Genomic DNA, 22,824 nt, shown 5'->3' on the forward strand with positions numbered 1-22,824 from the left:
CCGGTCCACCCGGCAGCCCTGTCCACCAGCAGCGGGAGGCCGACATGCCCACCACCAGGACGACGTGTCTCGTGGCACCGGACAAGTTCAAGGGGTCACTCGACGCGACGAACGTCGCTCTGGCGCTGCGTGCCGGGCTACGGGCCGTCCGACCCGGCGTCCAGGTCGAGTGCCGTCCGATGGCCGATGGCGGCGACGGCACCGTCGCGCTCCTGTCAGATGTCGGCTTCGACCTGGTTCCGGTGGAGGTCGACGGGCCGACCGGCCAGACCGTACGAACGAGTTACGCGGTCCGCGGCGAGGTGGCGGTCGTCGAGCTCGCCGACGCGTGCGGGCTCAGCCAGCTACCCGACGGCGTTCCCGCCCCCTTGGACGCCTCGTCGTACGGACTCGGGCAGGTCATCGTCGCAGCGGTCCGCAGCGGCTGCCGTCACCTCGTCATCGGCCTGGGTGGCAGCGCCAGCACCGATGGTGGAGCCGGCCTGCTGCAGGCGCTGGGCGCCCGGGTGCTCGACCGCGATCAGCAGAACATTCCGCGCGGCGGTCGCCGGCTCGCCGAGGTAGCCTCCGTCGACCTGAATCCCGTGCACGACCTGTTGCGTGGCGTCTCGGTGACGGTGGCCGCCGACGTTGACAATCCCCTGCTTGGTAGCCGAGGCGCGGCCGCCACGTACGGACCGCAGAAGGGTGCCGACCCCGCGCAGGTCAACCTGCTTGAGCAGGCTCTGAGCCGGTTCGCCACAGCAGTCGGACAGGCAGCCGGTGCGGGGCTGGCCGCAGCGCCCGGGGCTGGGGCCGCCGGCGGCGTCGGATTCGCCGCCCTGGCACTCGGTGCGACCATTCGCCGGGGTATCGAGGTCTTCCTGGACCTGACCGACTTCGCCACGGCCCTGACCAGCGCCCGTCTGGTGGTCACCGGAGAGGGGCGCCTCGATCAGCAGAGCCTGGCCGGAAAGACTCCGGTGGGGGTTGCGGCAGCGGCGCACGCCGCAGGTGTGCCGGTCGTCGCGGTGGCCGGCCAGTCGACGCTCGATGCGGCCGACCTCGCTGCCGCCGGCTTTGCCGGTGCCTACCCGCTCACCAGTATCGACCCCGACCTCGACCGATGCCAGTCGAATGCCGCTGAGCTGCTCACCGATATCGGACGACGGATAGCCCTGGACCATCTCACCGGTTGACGCTGAAGCCGGTGCCGGCTCGACGCACGTCGCGACGACCCATAGGGCCGCGCTATCGCGTCGAGAGGACACCGGTCTTGGACGTGGCGACGATCACATTGGTTGAGTGAGTCGATCTCAGCTCCGACCCGCACCCCGTCCCCGCACCCCGTCCCTACTCCATGCCCGCACCAGGCAATGAGAGGAATCCGATGAAACGAAGGTTGTTCCTCGCCTCGGCCACCGCGCTGTCGGGCGCCGCCGTCGGCTCGGCAATCGTCACTGGACCGGCACTGGCGACCAAGCTCGGCACCGGCTGGAGCCCCTCCAAGGGCGGCGGTAGGCGCCTCTCGGACGCCGGCATCGCTGCCCGGCTGCGGCTCTTCGGCCCGGAGAACGTCAACCCTCAGACCGGTGCCCTGCCCGAGGAGCGCGTGGTCGCATCGTGGCTGTCCAACTCGTCGTTCGCCGTCGCGGTCGGCGGCCGCCTGCTGTACCTCGACACGTTCATCAGCCGGCTGGAGGTGGAGCGTGGCCGTACTCCGCTGGTGATCGCCGACCTCGTCGATGCCCGGCCTGACGCTGTTCTGCTCGGCCACGGGCACGGCGACCATGCCGACAACGCGGCCTACATCGCGGCCATGACCGGTGCAACCATCTACGCCTCGGAGGAGACCTGCGCCGTGCTGGCCGCCGACTTCGCTCGGCTGAAGGCTGACCCGCTGGTCAACACCGATCCGCAGACCCGGATCCCCTCTGACGCCGTCCTGCGGACCGTGCCGGTCACCAGCGCCGACTCCGTTCCCGGTACCGAGATGGTCCGGCTCGACGTGCTCGAACCCTTCGCTCAGGTGGTGGCCTTCCGGCACCTGCACTCGGTCGCGGTGCCGCAGGACCCGGAGTACCCGCCGCCGCGTACCGAGATTCTCGTCGACCCGCGCGACTCGGCCCTCTTCCCGTCGGGGACTTCGCTGACCCCGGGGTCCAACCCGCAGCCCGGGCAGATGAACCTGCGCACCGGCGGCGGCTCCGGCGGCACCGTGAGTATCTACTTCCACATCACCTTGCGGCACGGCAGCAACTTCAGCTTCGGGTGGCAGAACACCGCAGGCGCGCTGAAGGAGGGCATCGGCAACGGCTGGCCCGGCACCCCCGAGGATGGCGAGCGCATCCGGGGCCGCCTCGCGTCGCTGCCCCAGACCGACCTGCATCTGGCAACGGCATCGACCGCCAACTACACCAACAACGGTCTGCGCGACCTCATTCACTACCAGTCGATCATCCGTCCCCGCATCTACGTGCCGAACCATCTGACGTCGGGCACCCGGACTCGGGAGGGCTGCTCCCTGGCGGTGTACGCCGGCTACCTCGAGCAGATGAACCTCATGGGTGTGCCGGATGCCGACCGGCCGCACGTGCGGTGGGTCATCGACCCTGTGGACTACCTGCAGCCGCTCTCCTTCGACACCGACGACGACACGTGGCGCGATCGGAGCAAGAAGGACAGGATCAAGGCCCTCGACCGGATCAAGTTGGGGCGGCCCCGCACCGTCAAGGCCTTCGCCGGTACGCAGCGCATGACGGCCGAGCACACCCACAGCTGCGAGGCGTAGTGCAGCAGGAATCATAGGCTGGACCAATGCATCCGATCGGATAGCGGTGTTGGACGCCTATCGAGCGTCCGGGTTCACTGATTTGTGCCTACCATCTACCACGAGGCCGGAGTTGCCATGAGCAATCAGCACCACTTCCGTATCGCCGTCATTCCCGCCGATGGCGTCGGTCGGGAGGTAGTCGCCGCTGGACGGGACGTACTTGACGCACTGGAAGGGCGCTCCGGTGGTCGTTTCGGATTCCAGTGGGCGGAGTTCCCGTGGGGTTCGGACTACTATGCCGAGCACGGGATCATGATGCCTGAGGACGGTCTGGACACGTTGCGCGACTTCGACGCCATCTATTTCGGTGCCGTTGGGTGGCCCACGGTGCCTGACCACATCAGCCTGTGGGGTCTTCGCCTGCGCATCTGTCAGGGATTCGACCATTGGGCGAACGTCCGGCCGGTGACTTTCCTGCCAGGCGTCACCAGCCCACTACGGAAGGCTGACACCGTAGAGCTCGACTGGGTCGTCGTCCGCGAGAACACCGAAGGCGAATACGCCGGCCTCGGCGGACGCAACCTCTCCGCCCGCGGTGCGGGCGGAGAGGTTGCCGTCCAGTCCGCCCTGTTCACCGAGGTCGGCTGCGAACGAATCATGCGGTTCGCGTTCGACCTCGCTCTGACCAGGACCCGCAAGAAGGTGGCCAGCGTCACCAAGAGTAACGCCCAGCAGTACGGTATGGTCCTCTGGGACGACACGTTCCGGCGGGTCGCCGCAGACTATCCGGACGTCGAAACGGAAAGCGTCCTTGTGGACGCGATGGCGGCCAAGTTCGTCCTACACCCGGAGGATCTCTCGGTCGTCGTCGCATCCAATCTCAACGCGGACATCCTTTCCGACCTCGGCAGCGCTCTCGCGGGTAGCCTCGGCCTCGCCCCGAGTGCGAATCTGAATCCGGAACGGCGGTACCCGAGCATGTTCGAGCCGGTTCACGGGTCCGCGCCCGACATCGCCGGGATGGGAATCTGCAATCCCATCGGCGCCATTGGCAGCGCAGCGATGATGCTGACCCATCTCGGCCTGCCCGACGAGGCCAGGAAGATAAACGCCGCGATCGAGGCAACCACGGCACAAGGGCTGCTGACGCGGGATATCGGCGGCAGCGCCAGCACCAAGGCTGTCACCGAAGCCATCATCAAGAACCTACCGGATTGACCACTGGGCCACCCAGGTCCGGCTTGACTTCCTCCCCGCCCTGAAGGAACAGGGATTCCCTGGGTCGCCCCAGGGGGTTCCTGCTTCACCGACGACCGCCCCGTCCGAGAGGAGGACTCCCGGTGAGGTCTCACACCGCCTCCACAGGCAGTCACGGAGAGCCCCTCCGCGAGGATGTTGCGGGCCGCGTCGACGTCCCGGTCGTGGGCCTGCCCGCACCGGCAGGTCCACGACCGGACGGCCAACGGCATCCGGACGGCCAGGGCGCCGCAGGCGGAACACAGTCGGGTCGACGGGAACCAGCGGTCCACAACCACCAGATCGCGGCCGTCGTGAGGTCGGTCCGGGGCACCCTGTCGGTGTCGCCACCGGTAGGTCTCCCCGAACCGCCACCCGAACCCGCCGTGCGCTCGACCTGCCAGTGCTGATCATCGACGGCTCCGAGGACATTCGCCCCCGCTGGGCCGTCGACTCACTGCATGAGGCGCTGCCCGACAGTCAGCGCGTGAGCCTCGCCGGGTCCGGCCACCTGCCGTTGGTCGAGAACCCTGACGACTTCCGCCGAGCGGTGACAGCCTCGGTGATCGCCGCGCCCGAGCCACCGGCTGGAGCCTCAGGACGGCGTACTGATGATGAACTCGTCGGCGACCCAGCGGGCCACGTCGGGTGGGTAGGGCGTCGAGAGGCCGAGGACTATGTGCCCGAAGCCGGCGTCGACCGCCGCGCTGACGGCGGCCCGGGTGGCGCCGGGCTGGTCGTAGGAGACCGGCAGGTGGATGGAGCGGGTGATGGTCGCCGGGTCGCGGCCGATCTCGGCGCAGTAGCGGTCCAGCAGCGCGCTACGGCTGGCCGCGTCGGCGATGTCACCGCCGGGGATGTTCCACAGGTCGGCGTGCGCGGCGACCACCCGCAGCAGGGCCGCCGACCGTCCGCCGATCAGGATCGGCGGGTACGGGCGCTGCACCGGCTTCGGGCTGCCGTACGCCCCGGCCAGGCGGTGGTGGGTGCCGTGGAAGTCGAACGGTTCGGCCTCGGTCCACAGCCGGCGGGTGACCGGGCCGCGAGCCGGCACCGATGCCGAAGTCGAGCCGGCCGCCGGAGACGATGTCGACGGTCGCGGCCATCTTGGCCAGCATCGCCGGTGGCCGGAAGCGGTTGCTGGTCACCAACAGGCCTAGACGCAGCCGCCGGGTCTGCGCGGCAAGCGCGGCGAGCAGGGTCCAGCCTTCGTACGTCGGCCCGCTCGGGTCGCCGAAGATCGGCATGAGGTGGTCGTAGAGCCAGGCGTGTTCGATGGCCGGGATCGTGTCCGCGTCGCGCCAGACGCGCGACACGTCGTGGTAGTCGACCTGGGATGGGGCGGTCATGATCCCGAAGCTGAGCCGGGGTGTCGGTGGCATCAGTCCATCCAGTACGCGGTCAGCGGCGGCGGAGCGCCGGGTCGAGCAGAGCGGGCGGGGCGTCGTGCTTCTCATGCGGAGCCAGGTCGACACCGGGGGCGACGATCGCGTCGACGGCGTCGAGCACGTCGGCGGTCAGCACGGTGTCTGCGGCAGCCAACTGCGAATGCAGGTGGTCGATCGTGCGCGGGCCGATGATCGCGCTGGTCACCCCAGGGTGTGCGGTGACGAAGCCGAGCGCGAGTTGGATCATCGTCAGGCCGGCGGCGTCAGCGACGGCGGCCAGTTTCTCGACCGCGTCGAGCTTGGCCCGATTGGTGGGGATGTCCAGGTCGTACCGCTGCGGCATCTTGCCGGACCGGCTGGTGCTGATCTCCCGGTCGGCGCGGATCGCGCCGGACAGCCAGCCGGAGGCGAGCGGGCTCCAGGCGAGCACCCCCATGCCGTACTCCTGGGTCACCGGCAGGACGTGGGCCTCGATGCCGCGTTGCAGGATCGAGTACCCGGGCTGCTCGGTCACGTACCGGCTGGTCCGGTGTTCCCGGGCGGCCCACTGGGCCTGGACGATCCGGTAGGCGGGGAAGGTCGACGAGCCGAAGTAGCGGATCTTGCCGGCCCGTTGCAGATCGGTCAGCGCGGACAGGGTCTCCTCATCGCTGGTCGCCGGGTCCCAGCGGTGGATCTGGTAGAGGTCGACGTGGTCGACGCCGAGCCGGCGCAGGCTGTCGTCCAGGGCGGTGACCAGCCAGCGGCGGGAGCTGCCCTGGTGGTTGCGTTCGTCGCTCATCGGCATGTTGGCCTTGGTGGCGAGCACGATGTCGTCGCGGCGGCCGGCGATGGCCTTGCCGAGAATCTCCTCCGACTGGCCATGGCTGTACCAGTCGGCCGTGTCGATGAGGTTGATCCCGGCGTCGAGCGCGGCGTCGACGATGGCGGTGGCCTCGTCCTGGCTGGTGTCGCCGATCGCGCCGAAGTTCATCGCGCCGAGGGCGAGGGTGCTGGCCTGCACGCCGGTGCGGCCGAGGGTGCGGTACTGCATGGCGTTGTTTCTCCTTGATCGGGGTCGCCTGATCTGGCACGCTGACAGCGAAGCGGAGCAGCGTTCCGCCAAGACGATACGGAACGACGTTCCGGTTGACAAGTGGGCAATGGAGGGACCGCGCATGGTCGACACCGACGGCGACAGCAGCAGGTCGGAGGGACCGGAGGGGTCAACAGCCGGACCGGAGCGACCGAAAGCCGAGCCGGACCGGCCGCGCCGGCAGCGGGCCGACGCCCGGCGCAACGAGCAGGCCCTGCTGGACGCGGCGGCGGCGGCGTTCATCGCATCCGGCGTCGACGTCCCGGTACGCGACATCGCCACCCGGGCCGGCGTCGGTGTCGGCACGATCTACCGCCACTTCCCCACCCGGTCCGATCTGATCGTCGCGGTCTTCCGACACCAGGTCGAAGCCTGCGCCGACGCCGGCCCGACCCTGCTGGCGGAGAGCGCCACCGCGCACGCCGCCCTGGCCCGTTGGGTCGACCTCTTCGTCGACTTCCTGATCACCAAGCACGGTCTCGCCGGGGCGTTGCAGTCCGACGCCGCCGCCTTCCAGACGCTGCACGAGTACTTCCTCGGCCGGCTGGTCCCGGTGTGCACCGAGCTGCTCGACGCCGCCGTCACGGCCGGCGAGATCCGTCCCGACATCGACGCCTACCAACTGATGCGCGGGGTCGGCAATCTCTGCGTCGGCGCCGACACCGACCCCCGCTACGACGCCCGCCGCCTGGTCAACCTGCTCATCGCCGGCCTTCGCCCCGGTACGCACTCGGCGTGAAGTCGAGCACCGTACGGAACTCGTTGGCCAGGTGGGCCTGGTCGGCGTAGCCCAGTTGGGCAGCCAGACCGGCGAGGTCGGTGCCCGGTTCGGTCCGCAGCAGGTGCGCCGCTTCCTGCAGCCGGCGTCGGCGGATCATCGTCAACGGCGGCAGGCCGACGTGGCGGCGGGCCAACCGCTGCACCGTGCGGGTCGACACGTGCAGCCGGGCGGCGACGTCCTCGACCCGCAGCACCGAGTGGTCGGTGTCGACGAGCTCCGCCAGGGTGTTGGCCAGCAGCGCCTCCGGGCCAGGCGGCCCGACCGTGGCGCTCAACCAGTCGACGAACGCCGCCACCGCACCAGCGTGCCGCTGCGGCGCGTCAACGGCACCAGTCATCGCCCCGACCACCGGCAACTGCAGGTCGGGCAGGTCCAGCAGCCGGGAGGCGTCCCGCAGCGCGGCAGGGTCCGAGGTGAAGTGCGGCACCGCCGCCGGGCGCAGCAGTGCCCCGACCGCCCAGCCGGTGCCGGTCAGGTCCCGGGACGAGACCCGGGTCGTCGGACCGGCCAGCTCCACCCCGTCCGGGCCGACTACCAGGTTGCAGGCGGGAAACGAGAGGATCTGCTGCCGGGAGGTACGGCCCGGCGCGATCCGCCACTCGGGGATCCAGAACCAGCGGACCAGTGACGCGACCGGCTCCGGCGGTGGCAGCCGGGCGAAGGTCGGCAGCCGGGCCGGGTACAGAATGCCGCGCTGCGCCGGGTCCACGGCAGCCAGGCTACGGGCCTGCGACACCGGCCGGCCGGCTGTCGCGAATCTGCAAGCCACCCGCCCGGCCGCTGCCTAGGGTCGGGACCATGTCCGACACTCTCGCGGCCGCCGACGGCCGGCACACCAGCAACGGTACGCCGCACGGCGTCACCAGCCTCACCCCGTTCCTGGCCATTCCGGACGCGCGCGGCGCGATCGCCTTCTACCGGGACGTGTTCGGCGCCCGGGTGGTGGACGTGACCGAGATGGGCGGCGCCGTGGTGCACGCGGTGCTCGACTTCGGCAACGGCCAGCTGCAGCTCGGCGAGCCGTCCCCGGCGTACGGCCTGGTCGCCCCGCCCGCCGGCGACGAGGACTGCTACTCGATCGGCCTGTACTGCCCGGACGTCGACGCGACGCTGGCCCGCGCGGTCGCGGCCGGCGCGACGGTACGCGAGCCGGCGGCGACCTTCGTCTCCGGTGACCGGTTCGCCAGCATCCGCGACCCGTACGGGGTGCGCTGGTCGATCATGACCCGGGTCGAGGACCTGTCCGAGTCCGAGAGCGCCCGCCGGGTCGCCGAGTGGGCCGCTCAGCAGGGCTGAGGAACGGTCGGCCGACGCGCCTCAATCTCAGTGCAGTGATGGCCGCCAATGCAAAACAGGCCACGAGGAGAGCTGCGGCGCCGAGGACGATCCGGTCCCGGTCCGATGTTCCGGCCATCGTGTCGGCGACCCATGCGGCGAGATTGTCGGCGCGGGCGCTGAAGTCCGCTCCGGAGTGCGGACAGCCCGGTCCCGAGCTGACGACAGCCACCAGTTCGGCCGTTCCATCGGCTCGTTCGCGGAAGTATGGACCGCCGGAGTCGTGCGCGCACGGGCTGGTGTCCGGACGGGGTTCCCGACCGGAAGTCTCGATCAGGGTCTCGCCGACCGCCTCGACGATGAACTGGCCGGTCTGCAGCCGCGTAGCGGGGACGATCGCATCGCCGTCGCCGACCAGTCCGTATCCGGTAAGACGGAGCGTCTCGCCCACCGCCGGCGGCGTGGTGGCGATCGTCAGTGGCGTGATGCCGGTGACGGCGGTGCCGAGCTCGGCGAGGGCCACGTCGCTCGTCTCGGCCTGGTGTACCGCGATGACCTCGACTTCCTGTCCGCCCTCACCGTTCAGTTCGGTGCGCCCGACCGTCGCGGTGGTACGACCGGCCACGGTGCGACTCACCCAGCGACCGTCGTCACCTCGGAAGCAGTGCCCGGCGGTGATCACCCAACGCGGTGCGATCAGTGCCCCGGAGCACGAGCTGTCCCGGGTGCCACCGTCGGCGGTGGGCAGCTCGGTCATGGTGAGCAGGACCGAGAACCGGTAGGCCCCGTCGGGTGCGTCCGCGCCGTACGCGATCGCCGCCGCGCTACGGGCCCCGATGGGAACAACAGCTGTGGCCACCAGGAGAATCAGAAGAGAACTCAGCACATATCTACGCAAAATTATCACCGGCACCAATGAGAAGCGTCATGGGATGGGATCATGCTTGCGGCCCGGTGGTCAGGAGAGCGTCAGCGACGCCCTTATCCATCCTTTATCCGAGTTGTGCGAATCTGTCGGCAGCCGGGACGGGCAGCGGAAGGACACGGCGTGCGGGTGCTGGTGGCGGACGACGAGCGATTGCTGGCCGACACGGTCGGCGAAGGACTGCGCCGGCTGTCGATGGCCGTCGACGTGGTGTACGACGGAGACGGAGCCTTGGAACGACTCGGGGTCAACCGGTACGACGTGGCCGTCATCGACCGGGACATGCCGGGACACACCGGTGACGAGGTGTGCCGATCGATCGTCGACTCCGGTGACGGCACCCGGGTGCTGCTGCTGACCGCAGCGGCCGGCATCCGCGACCGTGTCGAAGGTCTCGGCCTCGGTGCCGACGACTACCTGACCAAGCCGTTCGCGTTCGCCGAGCTCGTCGCCCGGATCCAGGCTCTGTCCCGGCGCTCGGGCCCGGCGTTGCCGCCGGTGTTGGAGCGCAGCGGGATCGTGCTGGACGCCATGCGGCACACGGCCACCCGCGACGGTCGGCTGCTGTCGCTGTCTCCGAAGGAGTTCGCCGTTCTGCACGTGCTGATGCGGGCCGGTGGTGGCGTCGTCAGCGCCGAGGACCTGCTGGAACAGGCCTGGGACGAGCACGCTGACCCGTTCACCAACTCAGTCCGCATGACCGTAATGACGCTGCGCCGCAAGCTGGGTGAACCTGAGGTGATCCACACGGTGCCACGTGCCGGATACCAGCTAGGTCCATGAGTTTCTGGACACCGACCCGACGGATCTTGCTGCTGTGTGGCGTGCTCCTGTTCACGGCCCAGTTCGCGCCGGTGCTCGCCGGGCAGGCACTCGCGTGGTGGCAGGCCATCAGTATTGATTGGTGCGGCGTTCCACCGGGACAGGCGCCGGACAGCGATGCGTCGTTCATCTGTGTGCAGATGTTCCGGCGACCCAGCATCCCCCCTGCGATCGCCCTCGCCGCCGCGCTGGCGGTGATGTTGGCCGCCGCGTACCCGATGGTGCGGTGGTGCCTGCGGCCGATCCGGAAGCTGGCGGCCGAGATCGCGAACGTCGGACCGACGAATCTGGGTTACCGGCTCCGCCCAGGTCCGGGCCGTTCCGAGCTGGCCGAGCTGGGCCGAGCGATCGACGAGATGATGGATCGGATAGCCGTCGGCTACGAGGCACAACGCCGGTTTGCCGCGGACGCGTCCCACGAGCTGCGTACCCCGCTCGCCGTGCAACGGACACTGATCGAGGTCGGCATGGCCCGGACCCTGACCGCCGAGCAGCTCGAACTCCTCACGACCCAGTTGCTGGCGACCAATGAGCGCAACGAGCGCCTGATCGAAGGGCTGCTGGTGCTCAGCGAGAGCGACCGCGGTCTGGTCGCCCGGACACCACAGCGGCTCGACCGGATCGTGGCCGCGGTGCTCGACGCTCATCAGGCGCGGGCTACCGAAGCCGGGGTCACGATCACCAGCCGGCTCCAGCCCCGGGCGGTGCTCGGCGAGCAGGTGCTGCTGGAGCGGCTGGTCGCCAACCTTGTGCAGAATGCCCTGAAGTACAACCGGCCCGGCGGGGTCATCGAGGTGCAGGTCGGTGACGACCCTGCCCTGGTCGTGTCGAACACCGGCGACGACGTGCCGGTCGAGGAGGTGTCGGCCCTGTTCGAGCCTTTCCGGCGCCGGTCCGGGACCCGTATCGACCACAGCGGCGGGGCCGGGCTCGGACTGGCGATAGCCCGCTCGATCACCCGGGCACACGACGGCATCATCGCGGCCTCGTCCACCGGCCACGACGGCCTTCGTGTCCAGGTGTCGTTCCCCGCCGCGTCCTCGCCCACCGCCTCGGCCTGAGGCCGCCGGCGACTGTCTCCTGGGTGGATGATGAACCGTCAGCGTGGTCAAACGAGGGCGGTCTCTCGATCCCCGAGAACCCGCACTTGGTCTGCTGCCTCTTGGTGGTGGAGCTGAGGGGATTCGAACCCCTGACCCCCTCGATGCGAACGAGGTGCGCTACCGGACTGCGCCACAGCCCCAGAATCGGGTGACCCGCTGCCAGACCAGCAGTGGACCGGCGACAAGGCTAACAGGTCGGGCACCCGGTGCGCGAATCGATCCCGCCCGGGAGCCCCGGTCAGGACCGGCCGTCGTAGCTGCGGCCGGCCTCGTAGGCCCGGCCCCGCAGGCCACCCGTACGGCGGTAGGAGACTGACCCGCCGACCCCGCCGCCGCTGGCCGCGGCCGGCAGGTCACGCGGCCGGTCCAGGCCCATCGCGGCGCGGCGCATCACCTCCCGCTGGGCGGCGAGCCGGCGCTGCTGCTCCCGGCGGGCGGCGGCCCGGCGGGCCTGCTCGCGGCGTACTTCGGCCTGCCGGGCGGCCAGCCAGGCCGCTTCCCGGGCGCGGTGCCGACGGCGTCGGCGCTCGGCGATCGCCCGGTTGCGCAGGTGCACCAGGTAGACGGCGAGCAGCACTGCGGTGACCGCGAAGCTGATCCAGAAGCCGGGGCCGACCACCAGCACGCCGATCAGCTCGACCAGGTTGAGCAGCAGCAACGCGGCGAAGACCCGGCGTCGACGGACCACCGCCGGGGTGTGCCGACGAGCCGGTGCACGGCGCGGTCGGACGCCGACGGTCGGGACGAGGCGCAGCCGGCCACCCCGTCGACCGGCACCTGGTCGACCGGCGGCCGGCATTGGAGCGGACGGATCGTTGAACGACCCGGCGTCGGACGCCGTACCACCTTCCGGACCGACCGCACGGCGCACACTGAGCCGTCGGGGCGGGTTGACCGGCCGTTTTCCGGGCACGGTGCGCCGACGGCGGCGGCGTTGCAGCACCCGCGCCGTCGACTGCGCCCGCTCCGCCACCAGGCGCTCGGTAGCGTCGTACCGGCGGACCAGCGCCGGTGCGAGGGCGAGCAGCCCGGCGGCGGCGAGGACGGCGAGGAGCACCGAGGTCGGCACCCTCACCCCTCCCGTCACCCCGAGGCAACCCGCCGCCCATGCACGGACATGAAAGGCTTGATAGGTTGCCGTACCTTCTCGTTACTTGAGGTTACGGGCGTCCGACCAGGAATTTTGTACGCCGCGCCGACCACGGCCGGCGGTTGTGTTCAGTGGGCACTGGCCTGCAGCCGCCGCCAGCGAGCCAGCAGTCCTCCTTCGACCAGCACATCCTCGCTGGTCAGGGCGTATCCGATGTGGTCACGCCAGGCACCGTCGATGTGCATGTAACGATGATGGTAGGACTCCTCACGGAAACCCAGCTTCTCGACTACACGCCGTGACGGGATGTTCTCCGGTCGGACGTTGACCTCGATCCGGTGCAGTCCACCGGCGGCGAAGGCATGGTCCACCGCCAGGGCCAACGCGGTCGGGATCACCCCCCGCCCGGCGACAGCCGCGTCCACCCAGTAGCCGGCGTAGCCGGAGCAGAACGCCCGCCGCACGATGTTGCCGATGTTCAGGTGACCCACCAGCCGCTCGCCGCCCGTCTCGACCAGACAGACCGCGAACGGCATGCTCTCACCGCGCCGCGACTGTCGACGCTGGTCACGGTAGAGATAGCGGAACGCGTCCGGGGAGTTGAGCTCGTGCCACGGCCCCGGCGGGGCCGGCTCCCACGGGGCCAGCCAGCGATGGTTGCGCTGCCGGACCGCCGACCAGTCGGCGGCGTCACTGCGACGGTACGGCCGCAGCAGCACCGGACCGTCGGTGAGCACCACCGGCCAGCCCGGAGCCTCGTCCCCGATCACCGCTGCCGATCCAGCAGCAACACGTCGACGGTGGAACCGGCGGCGGCGGTGGTCACCCGCTCACCGAGCACCAGCAGGCCGTTCGCCTCGGCCAGCCCGGACAGGGTGAACGGCCCGCCGGGCAGCGGCTGCACGGTGTAGCCGCCGCCACGCCGCTCCGCGACGTTGGCCGGACGGAACTCCCGCAGGCCGACCGGCGATGACACGGTCTCCAGCAGATGGGCACGCACACTCGGCCGGAACACCGGCTCGGCACCGGCCAGCAACTGGATCACCGGCCGGGCCAGCACCTCGAACCCGACCAGCGCGGAGCCGGGTTCCCCGGGCAGGCAGACCACGGGCACCTCCTCGGCTCCGACCGTACCGAATCCGAGGGCCGTTCCGGGATAGAGCGCGACCTCGGTGAAGGTGACCGGCCCCGCACGGCCCCCTTCCCGTCGGGAAAAGATCCGCCGGACCATGTCGCCGGGCCCGGTGCCGGTGCCGCCGGTGGTGATGATCAGATCGGCCCGCATCGCCTGATCCTCGAGCAGCCCCCGCAGCCCCTCCGGATCGTCGTCGCAGATGCCCACCCGGTACGCCAGCGCGCCCACCTCGGCGACAGCGGCGGTGAGCGCGTGCGAGTTCGCGTCCACCACCTGCCCCGGCTGGCTGCTGCGGCCCACGTCGACCAGTTCGTCACCGGTCGCCACGATCACCACCCGCGGACTGGGCCGGACCGCCACGTGCCCGATCCCGGTAGCGGCGAAGACCGCCACCATCGCCGGCGTCACGTACGAGCCGGCGCGGGCCAGGACCGCCCCGGCCGGCAGTTCGTCGCCGGCCCGCCGCAGCCCGGAGCCGCGCCGGGGCACCTGGAAGATCTCCACTGCGGCCATGCCCTGATCGGTCCAGTCGATCGGCACCACCACGTCGGCGGCGATCGGCAACGGCGCCCCGGCCGCCACCGAGAAGCAGGTGCCCGGGGTCAGCCGGACCGGCCGCCAGCTCGCCGCGCCCAGGTCGCCCACCACGTTGAGGCGCACCGAGCGGGGTACGGCCGGGGTCGCCGACCGGCTGGCCGGGATCACCCTGCTCCCCCGGCCGGCCGAGGCGATGTCCTCCCAGCGTGCCGCGTAGCCGTCGATGACGGCCTGGTCGAACGCGGGAAAGGCGTGCGGTGCCACGACATCCTCGGCGAGGAGGTTGCCGTGCGCCTGGGTCAGGTCGAGGTCGAGCGGCGGCAGCGGCCGAATCCTGCGCAGCACACTGCCCAGGTATTCGGCGAGCGGCGTCAGCTCGTTGAAGGCCGCCTCGGCACCGGCCGTCGCGGTCATGTAGAGGGCACCCCTGGCGCGTCGGCCACGAACTCCTTCAGCCACGCCCGGAACTCGTCGCCGAGCCCTTCCCGCTGACAGGCAATCTGCACCACGGCCTGCAGGTAGCCCAGGGGCGCTCCAGTGTCGTAGCGGGTGCCCCGGTAGACGATGCCGTGCACCGGTGTCCCCTCGGCCAGCAGCATCGCCATCGCGTCGGTCAGCTGGATCTCGCCGCCGCTGCCCGGTTTGGTCCGCTTGATCGCCTCGAAGATGCTCGGCGGCAGCACGTAGCGGCCCAGCACCGCGAGGTTGCTCGGCGCGTCCTCGGCCGACGGCTTCTCCACCAGCCCGGTGACCCGGACGATGTCGGCGCCGTTCTGCACCGACTCGGCGGCCGGTTCGACCGACGCGATGCCGTACCGCTTGGTTTCGGCCGGCGGCACCTCCATGAAGGCCAGCACGATCCCGCCGGCTCGGGCCTGCAGGTCGATCATGGCCGGCAGCAGCGGGTCGTTCTCGTCGACGAACTCGTCGCCGAGCAGCACCGCGAACGGTTCGTTGCCGACGTGGCTCTGCGCGCAGCCCACCGCGTGGCCCAGCCCGAGCGGTTCGTGCTGGCGGCAGGTGTAGATTTCGGCCAGCTCGCTCGGCCGCCGGATCGCGGCCAGCCGCTCCTGGTCGCCCTTGTCTGCGAGCCGGCCTTCCAGGTAGGGCTGCCGGTCGAAGTGGTCGACCATGGAGGTCTTGCCACGGCCGGTGATCAACAGTACGTCGTTGATCCCGGCGGCGGTGGCCTCCTCGACGATGTACTGCAGGACCGGCCGGTCGACCAGCGGGAGGAGTTCCTTCGGCACGGCCTTGGTGGCCGGCAGGAACCGGGTGGCGAGCCCGGCGGCAGGGATGACCGCCTTCACCGCCCGCTGATCCGCGTTTGCGGTGGGGGTCGTTGCTGGGGTGGCTGCATGCTCCGACATGCCGCGAGACTATCGGCCACGGGTCTGTCTCGGCGGGTGTGGCCCGAAAGACGCGCCGCCACCGCGCGACGGTCCGCCCTCCGGGGTGGCCGCGCCGCCGCCTGCCGGTACCCGGGTCGACCGGGCCGGCGCCCGGTCAGCGACATGAAAAGTGTCCCGGCCAGCTGCTTTCGCGGCGTACAGCGCGTCGTCGGCGGCGTCGAGGACCTCCTCGCCGTCGCCAGCGTGGTCCGGGTAGACGGCGATGCCGATCGATACCGTTACCGACACGGTGGCGTGCCCGCGCCGACCGGCCCCGGCGTACGGCTCGACCCGGATCGGGCGGTCCCGGATCGCGGCGCAGAGCCGCTCCGCGACGGTGGCCGCGCCACGGACGTCGGTCTCCGGCAGCAGCACCACGAACTCCTCGCCGCCCTGTCGGAAGGCCAGGTCCACCTCACGGATCTCGGCGCGGATCCGGCGGGCGAACTCGACCAGGACGCTGTCCCCGGCCGCGTGCCCGTACGTGTCGTTGATGTCCTTGAACCGGTCCAGGTCGAGCACGAGTACGGCGAGCATCCGACCGAACCGGTTGGCCCGTTCGATCTCCCGGTGGATCGACTCCCGCAGGTGCCGGTAGTTCCACAGCCCGGTCAGCGGGTCGGTCACCGACAGCCGTTCGGCCTCCTTGTGCATCCGTACGTTGTTGACCGCCACCGCCGCATGCCCGGCGAAGGTTCGCAGCGTCATCAGATCGGCGTCGTCGAACTCGTCGCCGCCGAGCCGGTCGTAGACGGCCAGCACCCCGAACGCGGCGGGCGCGCCCGGACCGTGCCGGCCGGGGGCACGCTGCCCCCCCGCCCCGGGCGCCCCCACGCCGAGCTCATCGGTCCAGTTCGGCACCGAGAAGGGCACCGCGACATAGGTCCGGCAGGCCGGCTCGTACGCCGACAGGGCCGGACCGTCGCGTTCGATCCGTCCCCGTTTCGGCTGACCACTGACGGCCACCGTGCCGAGCAGCCCACTGCCGAGCGGCACGTGCAGCGTCCCGTCCGGCCCCGCCTGGCTGGCGGCTGTGTCCGGTCCCGCCGGCTGATCGACCGCCGGGCCGGTGCCGGACGACGTGGTGGCCGGGCCGGTGTCGGCCGGGGTCGACCGGTTGGACGACTGGCCGACCAGTACCCCGGCCGCCGGGTCGAGCACCAGGACGGCACCGTCCCGCGCCCCGGTCGCGGCAAGCGCGGTCTGCAGGATCACCCGCAGGATGCGCTGCAGATCGTGGGTGCTCGACAGGGTGTCGCCCAGAATCGTCAGCTGGCCGCGCAGCTGGTCCCGGCTCGCGGTCAGGGCCTGCACGTACGCCTGGGCCTCGCGGGTCATCCGGTTGAAGATGGTGGCGAGCTCGCTCACCTCGTCCGAGCCGCGTACCGGAACCCGGGCGGCCAGGTCACCGTCGACCACCCGACTCGCGGCGTCGGCGAGTTCGGCCAGTGGCTGCGTGGTGGACCGGGCCAGCCACCAGGCGGCGACCACCGCGAGCAGTCCTGCCAGGACGACCGTCGCCACCAGCACCGCGTACAGGCCGGACAGCTGGTCGCGTGGGGTGGACAGCACCATCGGCAGCAGCTGACCGTCGTCCGGGCCGAGCCGGCGCACCTGCCGGCCGCCGTCGGTCCAGCTGGTCCCGCCGTCGGCGAGCCGGCCGGCGGTGGCCACCACGTTTCCCCGCACCTCGGGCGGCTCGGTGCTGTGTACCACCGTGGCCCGGTCGGTGCCGGCGAGCAGGGTGATGCCCACCCCGGTCGATGCGGCGAGCCGGGCGACGAGGTCGGGGTCCAGCAGCTTGACCGCTGACACCTGACCGACCAGGACGTCGTTCTCGTCCCGGACCTCGACGATCGCCGCGAGGGTCGGCATCGCCCCGCTGCCACCGGCGCCGTCCGGCGCGGGTGCCGTCGCCGAGTCGGCGGCGTCCGGCGACCCGGTGCCGGTCGGCGGTCCAGGGCCGGTGTCCACCGGTGGCGCCTGCCACGACTGTCCACTACCGGTGCTGTCAGCTCCACCGTTGTCGTCCCGCCCGCTCGCACAGTCGACCCAGGGCGCCGACGGCGGGTCGGCGGTGGCCACGATCGACGCACCGTCCGGGCCGGTCACCTGGACTGCGGAGGCGAGGCTGCGGGCCACCGCCTGGTCAGCGGCAACGGCCAGTCGGGCCCGATCGGGCAGCAGCAGAGCCACTGCGCCCGCAGCAGCCTCCAGCTGGCTACACAGCGCGTTGACTGAAGTGCCGACGCTGGCGGTGGCCAGGTCGAGGCGTTCGGTGGAGCGGCTCTGCCCGACCGCCGCGACGGTCGCGCCGACGAAGAACGCCCCGAGCAGGACAGGTCCGAGCACGACCGTGAGGAAAGCGGTGGTCAACCGTCCGCGCAGGGTCACGCTTCCCCCAGAGGATTCTGCACCTGATGGTGCGATGCTGACACAAGCCAGATATTCCGCCGCGGTTGCCACCAGGAGTGTTGAGTGTCGGATTTTCCCGATGGAGCGAACCTCTGTCCATCGAGCAAGGACAGACTCCGTGCTGACATTCTCGCGCAGCGGCGCAAGCTGACGTCCGATCAGCTCACCCTGGCCGGTCGCCGGGTCGGGGCCACCGTACGTCAGCTGATCGATCGGGTCAGGCCGGCGCAGGTCGCCGGGTACCTGCCGATCGGCAGCGAACCCGGTGGTCCGGGGCTCGCCGGTCTGCTCGCCGAGGCGGTCGGCGGACCGGACCGGGTGCTGCTGCCGGTCCTGCTGCCCGACCGGGACCTCGACTGGGCCCGGTTCGACGGGCCGAATCCGACCGGCACGACGGGCCGGGCAGGCACATCCGGCCGGACAGGCACATCCGGCCGGACAGGCACCGCTGGTCTGCGCCAACCGGCCGGTCCCCGGCTGGGCCGCTCGGCGGTGGCCGATGTCGGGCTCATCGTGGTACCGGCCCTCGCCGTCGACCACCACGGCGTACGGCTGGGTCGTGGTGGCGGCTCCTACGACCGGGCGCTCGCCCGGGTACCCGGTGGCGTACCGGTGGTCGCGCTGCTGCACGACGGCGAGCTCCTGCCCCGGGTCCCGGCAGAGCCGCACGACCGACCGGTGGCAGCGGTGATCACACCGTCGGAGGTGCGCTGGTTCACTCCCATGCGGTGAGCTCTGCCGCTTCCCGCTGGACGTAGCGGGGTCCGATGGCGGATCATTGGCACTCGAATGGGTTGAGTGCCAGATGGCCTAGCCAGTGTCGGAGGAGACCGTGCCTACGTACCAGTACGCCTGCACCGCGTGCGGACACCAGCTCGAGGCGGTGCAGTCGTTCACCGACGAGCCACTGCGCGACTGCCCGTCGTGCGCCGGGAAACTTCGCAAGGTGTTCAACTCGGTGGGCATCGTCTTCAAGGGCTCCGGCTTCTACCGGACCGACTCGCGCAGCGGCCAGGGCGGCGGCTCGGCCAACGGCTCCTCGGCGCCGTCGTCGGACAAGCCCGCGGAGAAAAAGGACGGCGCGGCATCCTCCGGCGGCAAGACCGACAGCGGTGGCAAGACCGACAGCGGTGGCAAGACCGACAGCGGTGGCAGCTCGTCGAGCAGTTCCGGCGGTACGTCGGCGTCCGGCGGCTCGACCAAGGCACCTGCCGCAGCCGGGTCAGCGAACAGCTGACCCGGACCGACGGCGGGCAGACCCACTGTCAGCTCCAGTGCGGCGGCCGCTCGGCCAACAACCATGCGTCGTCCGATCTGGTGGTCCGCTCGCCCCAGCCCAGGTCGGTGTCGTCGCTGGTCTGCTCGGGCAGCAGCGGCGCGTCGTCGTCGCTCAGGTCGACGAGACGATCATCGCCACCACGGCCGTCCGGCACGGTCAGGCCGGTCACCGCTCGTCCGTTGTTCGCACTCCACCAGGCTACCGCCCCGCCGGTGATCCTTCGGAGCCCGACACCGCACTGGCCGAGCCGTCAGGGCAGGCAGGTGAATTGGTAACGTCGTCTGTCGTGACCACAGATGACGGCGCGGGCGACGACGCGTACTGGCGGCGCCCGGACCCGGACGGTCCCGGCGGTGGACCGGGCAGGTCGGCCGGTGTCGGGCCAGTCAACTACAGCGGGCCGCCGGTCGGCGCTCCGCCGCCGCCCGGCTGGCGTCCACCGGTGCTGGTCAATCCGGCGCCACCCGGTACGCTGCCGTTGCAGAACCTGGCGGCGCTCGACGGCGAGGAGCGCAACGCCCGTACGGTCACCTACGGCGTCGGCATGATCGCTGCCGCTGTCATGATCATCCTGACTTGTCTGCTCTGCTCCCGGCTGGTGTTCTGACCGGCGGACCTGGCGCACGCGCACCGCGCGGCAACCACCCGAACCCGCTGTGGCCACCGCCACGGTGCCCACGGTTCTATCTTGTACCGCGCCCACCTGCGTGTTTCGATGGACAGATGCCGGCAGAGGAGGAGTTGCGCAGCCGGGGTCTGCGAGTCACCCGGCCACGGCTCGCCGTCCTCGACGTGCTCGCGCAAGGCGGGCATCTCGGCGTAGACGAGATCGCCCGTCAGGTGCGCAGCCGCATCGAATCCGTCTCCACCCAGGCGGTCTACGACGTGCTCAATGTCTTCGCCGAGGCCGGTCTGGCCCGACGGATCGAGCCGGCCGGTGGCGCGGCACGGTACGAGCGGCGCACCGGGGACAACCACCATCACGTGGTCTGCCGCGAATGCGGCGTGGTCGGCGACGTCGACTGCGCGGTCGGCGCCGCGCCGTGCCTGGAGCCGACCGCCGACCACGGCTTCGCGATTGACGAGGCGGAAGTCACCTTCTGGGGGTTGTGTCCCGGTTGTCAGGCGCGGGCGGCCCGGTGACCGACGACGGCCTCGGGCTGTTCGGGCCCGGATCGGTCACCTGGCGGGTGCACGACGAGCCTGTTCTCGTCGTCGCCGGGCTACGCAGCCTGTACCTGCAGGCGCTGCACCCGAGGGCCATCGCCGGGGTTGCACAGAACTCGAGCTACCGCGCCGATCCATTCGGCCGGCTGATGCGCACGTCCACCTACGTGGCGACCACGGTCTGGGGCACCACCGCCGAGGCGGACGCCGCCGCCGCCCGGATCCGCCGGCTGCACGCCCGCCTGCGGGCCACCGACCCGTCCACCGGCACCGAGTTCCGCGTCGACGAACCCGACCTGCTGCGCTGGGTACACGTCGCCGAGGTCGAGTCGTTCCTGGACACCGCCACCCGCGCCGGCCTGCGGCTGACCCCGGCCGAGGTGGACCGCTACTACGCCGAGCAGCGGCGCAGCGCGGCACTGGTCGGGCTCGACCCGGACAGCGTCCCCGGCAGCGCGGCCGATGTCGACGCGTACTACCGGGCGGTCCGACCGGACCTGCGGATGACCCGCGAGGCGGCCGACACCGCGCTGTTCCTCACCGCCCCGCCGGTACCCGGTCAGCTCAGTCTGCCGTGGCGGCTCGGGTTGGGTTTCGGCCCGCCCCGGCTGGCGTACCTCGGGGTGGCGGCCACCGCGATCGGCCTGCTGCCGGCCTGGGCCCGGCGGATGTACGGCGGCCTTGGCCTGCCGACCACCGACCGCTGCGCGGCGGTCGCTGCCCGTGGCCTGCGGTTGGCGTTGCGGGCGGTGCCGCGCAACCTGGTGGAGGGGCCGATCCGCGCCGCCGCACGCGACCGGGCGGAACGGGCCGCCGCCCCGGTCACTCCTGCGGCGTACGCGGCTGCGGGGGCGCCGTGAGCAGCCGGTCGACGGCGGCCCACTGCTGCTGCTCCGGGTAGCCGTCACCGGCCGGGCACACCCGTCGGTAGTCGCACCAGCCGCAGAGCGTGCCCGGCGACGCCGGAAACGCGTCGTCCGGGTCTGCGCCGTCGGCGACGGCCCGCTCCGCAGCGGTGATGTCCCGGGCCGTCGCCTCCGCCCGGGTGACCTGCCGGTCGAGCGACTCACTGCTGTGTTCGAAGGAGCTCACCGTACCGGTCGGCAGATGGTGCAGCTCCACCCGCCGGCAGGGCCGGCGGAAGACCCGCTGCGCGGCGTACGCGTACAGCGCGAGCGCCTGCGAGCCACGCGCGTCGTCGGATGTCAGCCCGGCCCGCCCGGTCTTGTAGTCGACGATCACCGCCTCCGGGCCGTCCGGTCCGGTCCGGGCGTCGATCCGGTCGGCCCGACCGTTGAAGGCCAGCACCGCCGTCTTCGCCGCCACCACCCGTTCGACGCCGAGCGGCTCGACGTTCGGGTCAAGCTGCTCCAGGTACGCCTCCAGCCACTGCAGGGCCTGCCGGTACGCGGCGCGTTCCTGCTCCTCGTCGCGGTACCCGTCGCGCACCCAGGTGCCCTTGAGCAGGGCTGCCGCCGCCTCCGGGCGGCGCTGCTGCACCGGGCGGGCGAACCAGGCCCGCAGCGCGGTGTGCACGCTGGCGCCGAGTGAGTTGTGCGCCCACGGCGGGCCTTTGGGCGGCGCCGGCCGGTCGACGTAGCTGTAGCGGAAGCGACGGGGACAGTCCACGAACGCGGCCAGCTTGCTCGGCGTACAGACGAAGAGCCGCTCGGGCATACCGTCGAAACCGAGCTGCTCGGCCTGGGCGGGACGGGCACCCTTGGCCGGACGGGCGGCGCCGGAGGGCCGCCGGCCCGACGGGGAGGAAGGTCGGGACACGTCCCCGATCCTGCCACGGGACCGCCGACGGTCAGCCGGCGGCCACATAGGAGCGGACAAAGGCGGCGACGGCGTCGGCGATCAGCTGGACTGCGATCGCGGCGAGCAGCAGGCCGGCGATCCGGGTCAGCACCTCGATGCCGCCCGGCCGGAGCACCTTGACGATGCCGCCGGAGAACCGCAACGTCAGCCAGACCACCACCATCACCGCGACGATGCCGAGCGCGATCGCCAGATGGTCGGCGACGGTCTCGGCACGCTGCACGAACAGCATGGTCGCCACGATCGCACCCGGACCAGCCAGCAGCGGGGTGCCCAGCGGGACCAACGCGATGTTGGACGTCGCCTGCTGGCCCGGGTCGTCGGCCTTGCCGGTGAGCAGTTCCAGCGCCACCAGGATGAGCAACAGTCCGCCCGCGGCCTGCAGCGCCGGCAACTCGATGTGCAGGTAGGCGAGCAGCGTCTGCCCGGCGACCGCGAAGACCACGATCACGCCGAGGGCCAGCGCCACCGCTTGCCAGGCGGCCCGACGGCGTTCCCGGACCGGCAACGCTCCGGTGAGTGCGAGGAAGATCGGCACCATGCCGGGCGGATCGGTGATCACCAGCAGGGTCACGAAGACCTCGCCGAACAGCTTGAAGCTCACCAGGTCAACCTAGTGACCGACGAATCGC

The 22,824-nt window shown here is 71.2% G+C and carries 24 protein-coding genes, 1 tRNA gene and 1 pseudogene; 12 read left to right on the forward strand and 14 right to left on the reverse strand.

What is annotated here, in order from left to right:
• Window positions 1-44: 44 nt before the first annotated feature.
• From O7543_RS15785 to O7543_RS15795, 3 genes are all read left to right on the forward strand, one after another.
• On the forward strand, window positions 45-1,178 hold the full coding sequence (locus tag O7543_RS15785) for a glycerate kinase (protein ID WP_281567127.1): 1,134 nt from the start codon (window positions 45-47) through the stop codon (window positions 1,176-1,178).
• A 191-nt stretch (window positions 1,179-1,369) separates the two neighbouring features.
• A complete protein-coding gene (locus O7543_RS15790; protein WP_281567128.1) occupies window positions 1,370-2,770 on the forward strand; it encodes a hypothetical protein in 1,401 nt (466 codons plus the stop codon).
• A 117-nt stretch (window positions 2,771-2,887) separates the two neighbouring features.
• Window positions 2,888-3,970, forward strand: coding sequence for a tartrate dehydrogenase (locus O7543_RS15795; RefSeq protein ID WP_281553122.1), 1,083 nt, complete (start codon window positions 2,888-2,890; stop codon window positions 3,968-3,970).
• 613 nt (window positions 3,971-4,583) lie between these two features.
• Here O7543_RS15795 and O7543_RS15800 read toward each other — a convergent pair.
• The 3 genes and pseudogenes from O7543_RS15800 to O7543_RS15810 form a co-directional block, all read right to left on the reverse strand.
• Complete coding sequence (locus tag O7543_RS15800) at window positions 4,584-5,042, reverse strand: LLM class flavin-dependent oxidoreductase (RefSeq protein ID WP_281553121.1); 459 nt, start codon at window positions 5,040-5,042, stop codon at window positions 4,584-4,586.
• Window positions 5,043-5,085: 43 nt separating this feature from the next.
• Window positions 5,086-5,445, reverse strand: a pseudogene (locus O7543_RS15805) (LLM class flavin-dependent oxidoreductase); the annotation flags it as partial.
• Window positions 5,390-6,409, reverse strand: coding sequence for an aldo/keto reductase (locus O7543_RS15810; RefSeq protein WP_281553120.1), 1,020 nt, complete (start codon window positions 6,407-6,409; stop codon window positions 5,390-5,392). The gene O7543_RS15810 and the pseudogene O7543_RS15805, both read right to left, overlap by 56 nt.
• A gap of 124 nt (window positions 6,410-6,533) precedes the next feature.
• On the opposite strand from O7543_RS15810, the gene O7543_RS15815 reads away from it, so the two are divergent.
• Complete coding sequence (locus tag O7543_RS15815; protein ID WP_281553119.1) at window positions 6,534-7,190, forward strand: TetR/AcrR family transcriptional regulator; 657 nt, start codon at window positions 6,534-6,536, stop codon at window positions 7,188-7,190.
• Here O7543_RS15815 and O7543_RS15820 read toward each other — a convergent pair.
• The gene (locus O7543_RS15820; RefSeq protein ID WP_281555412.1) at window positions 7,153-7,902 is read right to left on the reverse strand and encodes a helix-turn-helix transcriptional regulator; all 750 of its coding nucleotides are present in this window, start codon (window positions 7,900-7,902) and stop codon (window positions 7,153-7,155) included. The two genes, O7543_RS15815 and O7543_RS15820, sit on opposite strands and share 38 nt — an antisense overlap.
• Window positions 7,903-8,030: 128 nt before the next feature.
• Here O7543_RS15820 and O7543_RS15825 point away from each other — a divergent pair, with 128 nt between their 5' ends.
• Complete coding sequence (locus tag O7543_RS15825; protein ID WP_281553118.1) at window positions 8,031-8,528, forward strand: VOC family protein; 498 nt, start codon at window positions 8,031-8,033, stop codon at window positions 8,526-8,528.
• Here the strand turns inward: O7543_RS15825 and O7543_RS15830 are convergent.
• Window positions 8,452-9,420, reverse strand: a complete 969-nt coding sequence (locus O7543_RS15830; RefSeq protein ID WP_281553117.1) for a trypsin-like serine protease — start codon at window positions 9,418-9,420, stop codon at window positions 8,452-8,454. The two genes, O7543_RS15825 and O7543_RS15830, sit on opposite strands and share 77 nt — an antisense overlap.
• A 135-nt stretch (window positions 9,421-9,555) precedes the next feature.
• On the opposite strand from O7543_RS15830, the gene O7543_RS15835 reads away from it, so the two are divergent.
• Both O7543_RS15835 and O7543_RS15840 read left to right on the forward strand, forming a co-directional pair.
• Window positions 9,556-10,215, forward strand: a complete 660-nt coding sequence (locus tag O7543_RS15835) for a response regulator transcription factor (RefSeq protein ID WP_281567129.1) — start codon at window positions 9,556-9,558, stop codon at window positions 10,213-10,215.
• Window positions 10,212-11,315 carry an ATP-binding protein gene (locus O7543_RS15840; protein ID WP_281553115.1) on the forward strand — a complete coding sequence of 368 codons (1,104 nt, stop codon included), beginning with the start codon at window positions 10,212-10,214 and terminating at the stop codon, window positions 11,313-11,315. The genes O7543_RS15835 and O7543_RS15840 overlap by 4 nt, the downstream gene beginning before the upstream one ends.
• 105 nt (window positions 11,316-11,420) lie before the next feature.
• On the opposite strand, the gene O7543_RS15845 is transcribed toward O7543_RS15840, so the two are convergent.
• The 6 genes from O7543_RS15845 to O7543_RS15870 all read right to left on the reverse strand — a co-directional run bounded on the left by O7543_RS15845 (window position 11,421) and on the right by O7543_RS15870 (window position 17,904).
• A tRNA-Ala gene (locus tag O7543_RS15845) sits at window positions 11,421-11,497 on the reverse strand.
• Window positions 11,498-11,595: 98 nt separating this feature from the next.
• Complete coding sequence (locus tag O7543_RS15850) at window positions 11,596-12,432, reverse strand: hypothetical protein (RefSeq protein WP_281553114.1); 837 nt, start codon at window positions 12,430-12,432, stop codon at window positions 11,596-11,598.
• A 143-nt stretch (window positions 12,433-12,575) separates the two neighbouring features.
• Complete coding sequence (locus O7543_RS15855) at window positions 12,576-13,217, reverse strand: GNAT family protein (protein ID WP_281553113.1); 642 nt, start codon at window positions 13,215-13,217, stop codon at window positions 12,576-12,578.
• The gene (glp, locus tag O7543_RS15860) at window positions 13,214-14,533 is read right to left on the reverse strand and encodes a gephyrin-like molybdotransferase Glp (protein WP_281553112.1); all 1,320 of its coding nucleotides are present in this window, start codon (window positions 14,531-14,533) and stop codon (window positions 13,214-13,216) included. Before glp ends, O7543_RS15855 begins: the two co-directional genes overlap by 4 nt.
• Window positions 14,530-15,489, reverse strand: coding sequence for a UTP--glucose-1-phosphate uridylyltransferase (locus tag O7543_RS15865; protein WP_281553111.1), 960 nt, complete (start codon window positions 15,487-15,489; stop codon window positions 14,530-14,532). Before O7543_RS15865 ends, glp begins: the two co-directional genes overlap by 4 nt.
• A 9-nt stretch (window positions 15,490-15,498) precedes the next feature.
• On the reverse strand, window positions 15,499-17,904 hold the full coding sequence (locus O7543_RS15870) for a diguanylate cyclase (protein WP_281567130.1): 2,406 nt from the start codon (window positions 17,902-17,904) through the stop codon (window positions 15,499-15,501).
• A gap of 84 nt (window positions 17,905-17,988) precedes the next feature.
• Here O7543_RS15870 and O7543_RS15875 point away from each other — a divergent pair, with 84 nt between their 5' ends.
• Both O7543_RS15875 and O7543_RS15880 read left to right on the forward strand, forming a co-directional pair.
• Window positions 17,989-18,657 (forward strand): 5-formyltetrahydrofolate cyclo-ligase, encoded by a 669-nt coding sequence (locus O7543_RS15875; protein ID WP_281567131.1) that lies wholly within the window; start codon window positions 17,989-17,991, stop codon window positions 18,655-18,657.
• 100 nt (window positions 18,658-18,757) lie between these two features.
• Window positions 18,758-19,162 (forward strand): FmdB family zinc ribbon protein, encoded by a 405-nt coding sequence (locus tag O7543_RS15880; RefSeq protein ID WP_281567132.1) that lies wholly within the window; start codon window positions 18,758-18,760, stop codon window positions 19,160-19,162.
• A 28-nt stretch (window positions 19,163-19,190) separates the two neighbouring features.
• Here the strand turns inward: O7543_RS15880 and O7543_RS15885 are convergent, their stop codons facing one another.
• Complete coding sequence (locus O7543_RS15885; protein ID WP_281553107.1) at window positions 19,191-19,373, reverse strand: hypothetical protein; 183 nt, start codon at window positions 19,371-19,373, stop codon at window positions 19,191-19,193.
• A 117-nt stretch (window positions 19,374-19,490) separates the two neighbouring features.
• Here O7543_RS15885 and O7543_RS15890 point away from each other — a divergent pair, with 117 nt between their 5' ends.
• The 3 genes from O7543_RS15890 to O7543_RS15900 all read left to right on the forward strand — a co-directional run bounded on the left by O7543_RS15890 (window position 19,491) and on the right by O7543_RS15900 (window position 21,231).
• A complete protein-coding gene (locus tag O7543_RS15890) occupies window positions 19,491-19,811 on the forward strand; it encodes a translation initiation factor 2 (RefSeq protein WP_281553106.1) in 321 nt (106 codons plus the stop codon).
• A 116-nt stretch (window positions 19,812-19,927) separates the two neighbouring features.
• Complete coding sequence (locus tag O7543_RS15895; protein WP_281553105.1) at window positions 19,928-20,347, forward strand: Fur family transcriptional regulator; 420 nt, start codon at window positions 19,928-19,930, stop codon at window positions 20,345-20,347.
• The gene (locus tag O7543_RS15900) at window positions 20,344-21,231 is read left to right on the forward strand and encodes an oxygenase MpaB family protein (protein ID WP_281567133.1); all 888 of its coding nucleotides are present in this window, start codon (window positions 20,344-20,346) and stop codon (window positions 21,229-21,231) included. The genes O7543_RS15895 and O7543_RS15900 overlap by 4 nt, the downstream gene beginning before the upstream one ends.
• Here the strand turns inward: O7543_RS15900 and O7543_RS15905 are convergent.
• Both O7543_RS15905 and O7543_RS15910 read right to left on the reverse strand, forming a co-directional pair.
• The gene (locus O7543_RS15905) at window positions 21,194-22,048 is read right to left on the reverse strand and encodes a PD-(D/E)XK nuclease family protein (protein ID WP_281567494.1); all 855 of its coding nucleotides are present in this window, start codon (window positions 22,046-22,048) and stop codon (window positions 21,194-21,196) included. The two genes, O7543_RS15900 and O7543_RS15905, sit on opposite strands and share 38 nt — an antisense overlap.
• A gap of 133 nt (window positions 22,049-22,181) precedes the next feature.
• A complete protein-coding gene (locus O7543_RS15910; RefSeq protein ID WP_281553103.1) occupies window positions 22,182-22,796 on the reverse strand; it encodes a MarC family protein in 615 nt (204 codons plus the stop codon).
• Between the last annotated feature and the right edge of the window lie 28 nt (window positions 22,797-22,824).

This window comes from Solwaraspora sp. WMMA2080 (assembly GCF_027497395.1).
Taxonomy (GTDB): Bacteria; Actinomycetota; Actinomycetes; order Mycobacteriales; family Micromonosporaceae; genus Micromonospora_E.

Bases quoted from the DNA above. Each gene is read 5' to 3' on its own strand.
- O7543_RS15785 (WP_281567127.1), top strand. From the start codon at position 45: ATGCCCACCACCAGGACGACGTGTCTCGTGGCACCGGACAAGTTCAAG.
- O7543_RS15790 (WP_281567128.1), top strand. From the start codon at position 1,370: ATGAAACGAAGGTTGTTCCTCGCCTCGGCCACCGCGCTGTCGGGCGCC.
- O7543_RS15795 (WP_281553122.1), top strand. From the start codon at position 2,888: ATGAGCAATCAGCACCACTTCCGTATCGCCGTCATTCCCGCCGATGGC.
- O7543_RS15810 (WP_281553120.1), bottom strand. From the start codon at position 6,409: ATGCAGTACCGCACCCTCGGCCGCACCGGCGTGCAGGCCAGCACCCTC.
- O7543_RS15815 (WP_281553119.1), top strand. From the start codon at position 6,534: ATGGTCGACACCGACGGCGACAGCAGCAGGTCGGAGGGACCGGAGGGG.
- O7543_RS15825 (WP_281553118.1), top strand. From the start codon at position 8,031: ATGTCCGACACTCTCGCGGCCGCCGACGGCCGGCACACCAGCAACGGT.
- O7543_RS15840 (WP_281553115.1), top strand. From the start codon at position 10,212: ATGAGTTTCTGGACACCGACCCGACGGATCTTGCTGCTGTGTGGCGTG.
- glp (WP_281553112.1), bottom strand. From the start codon at position 14,533: ATGACCGCGACGGCCGGTGCCGAGGCGGCCTTCAACGAGCTGACGCCG.
- O7543_RS15865 (WP_281553111.1), bottom strand. From the start codon at position 15,489: ATGTCGGAGCATGCAGCCACCCCAGCAACGACCCCCACCGCAAACGCG.
- O7543_RS15895 (WP_281553105.1), top strand. From the start codon at position 19,928: ATGCCGGCAGAGGAGGAGTTGCGCAGCCGGGGTCTGCGAGTCACCCGG.
- O7543_RS15905 (WP_281567494.1), bottom strand. From the start codon at position 22,048: ATGCCCGAGCGGCTCTTCGTCTGTACGCCGAGCAAGCTGGCCGCGTTC.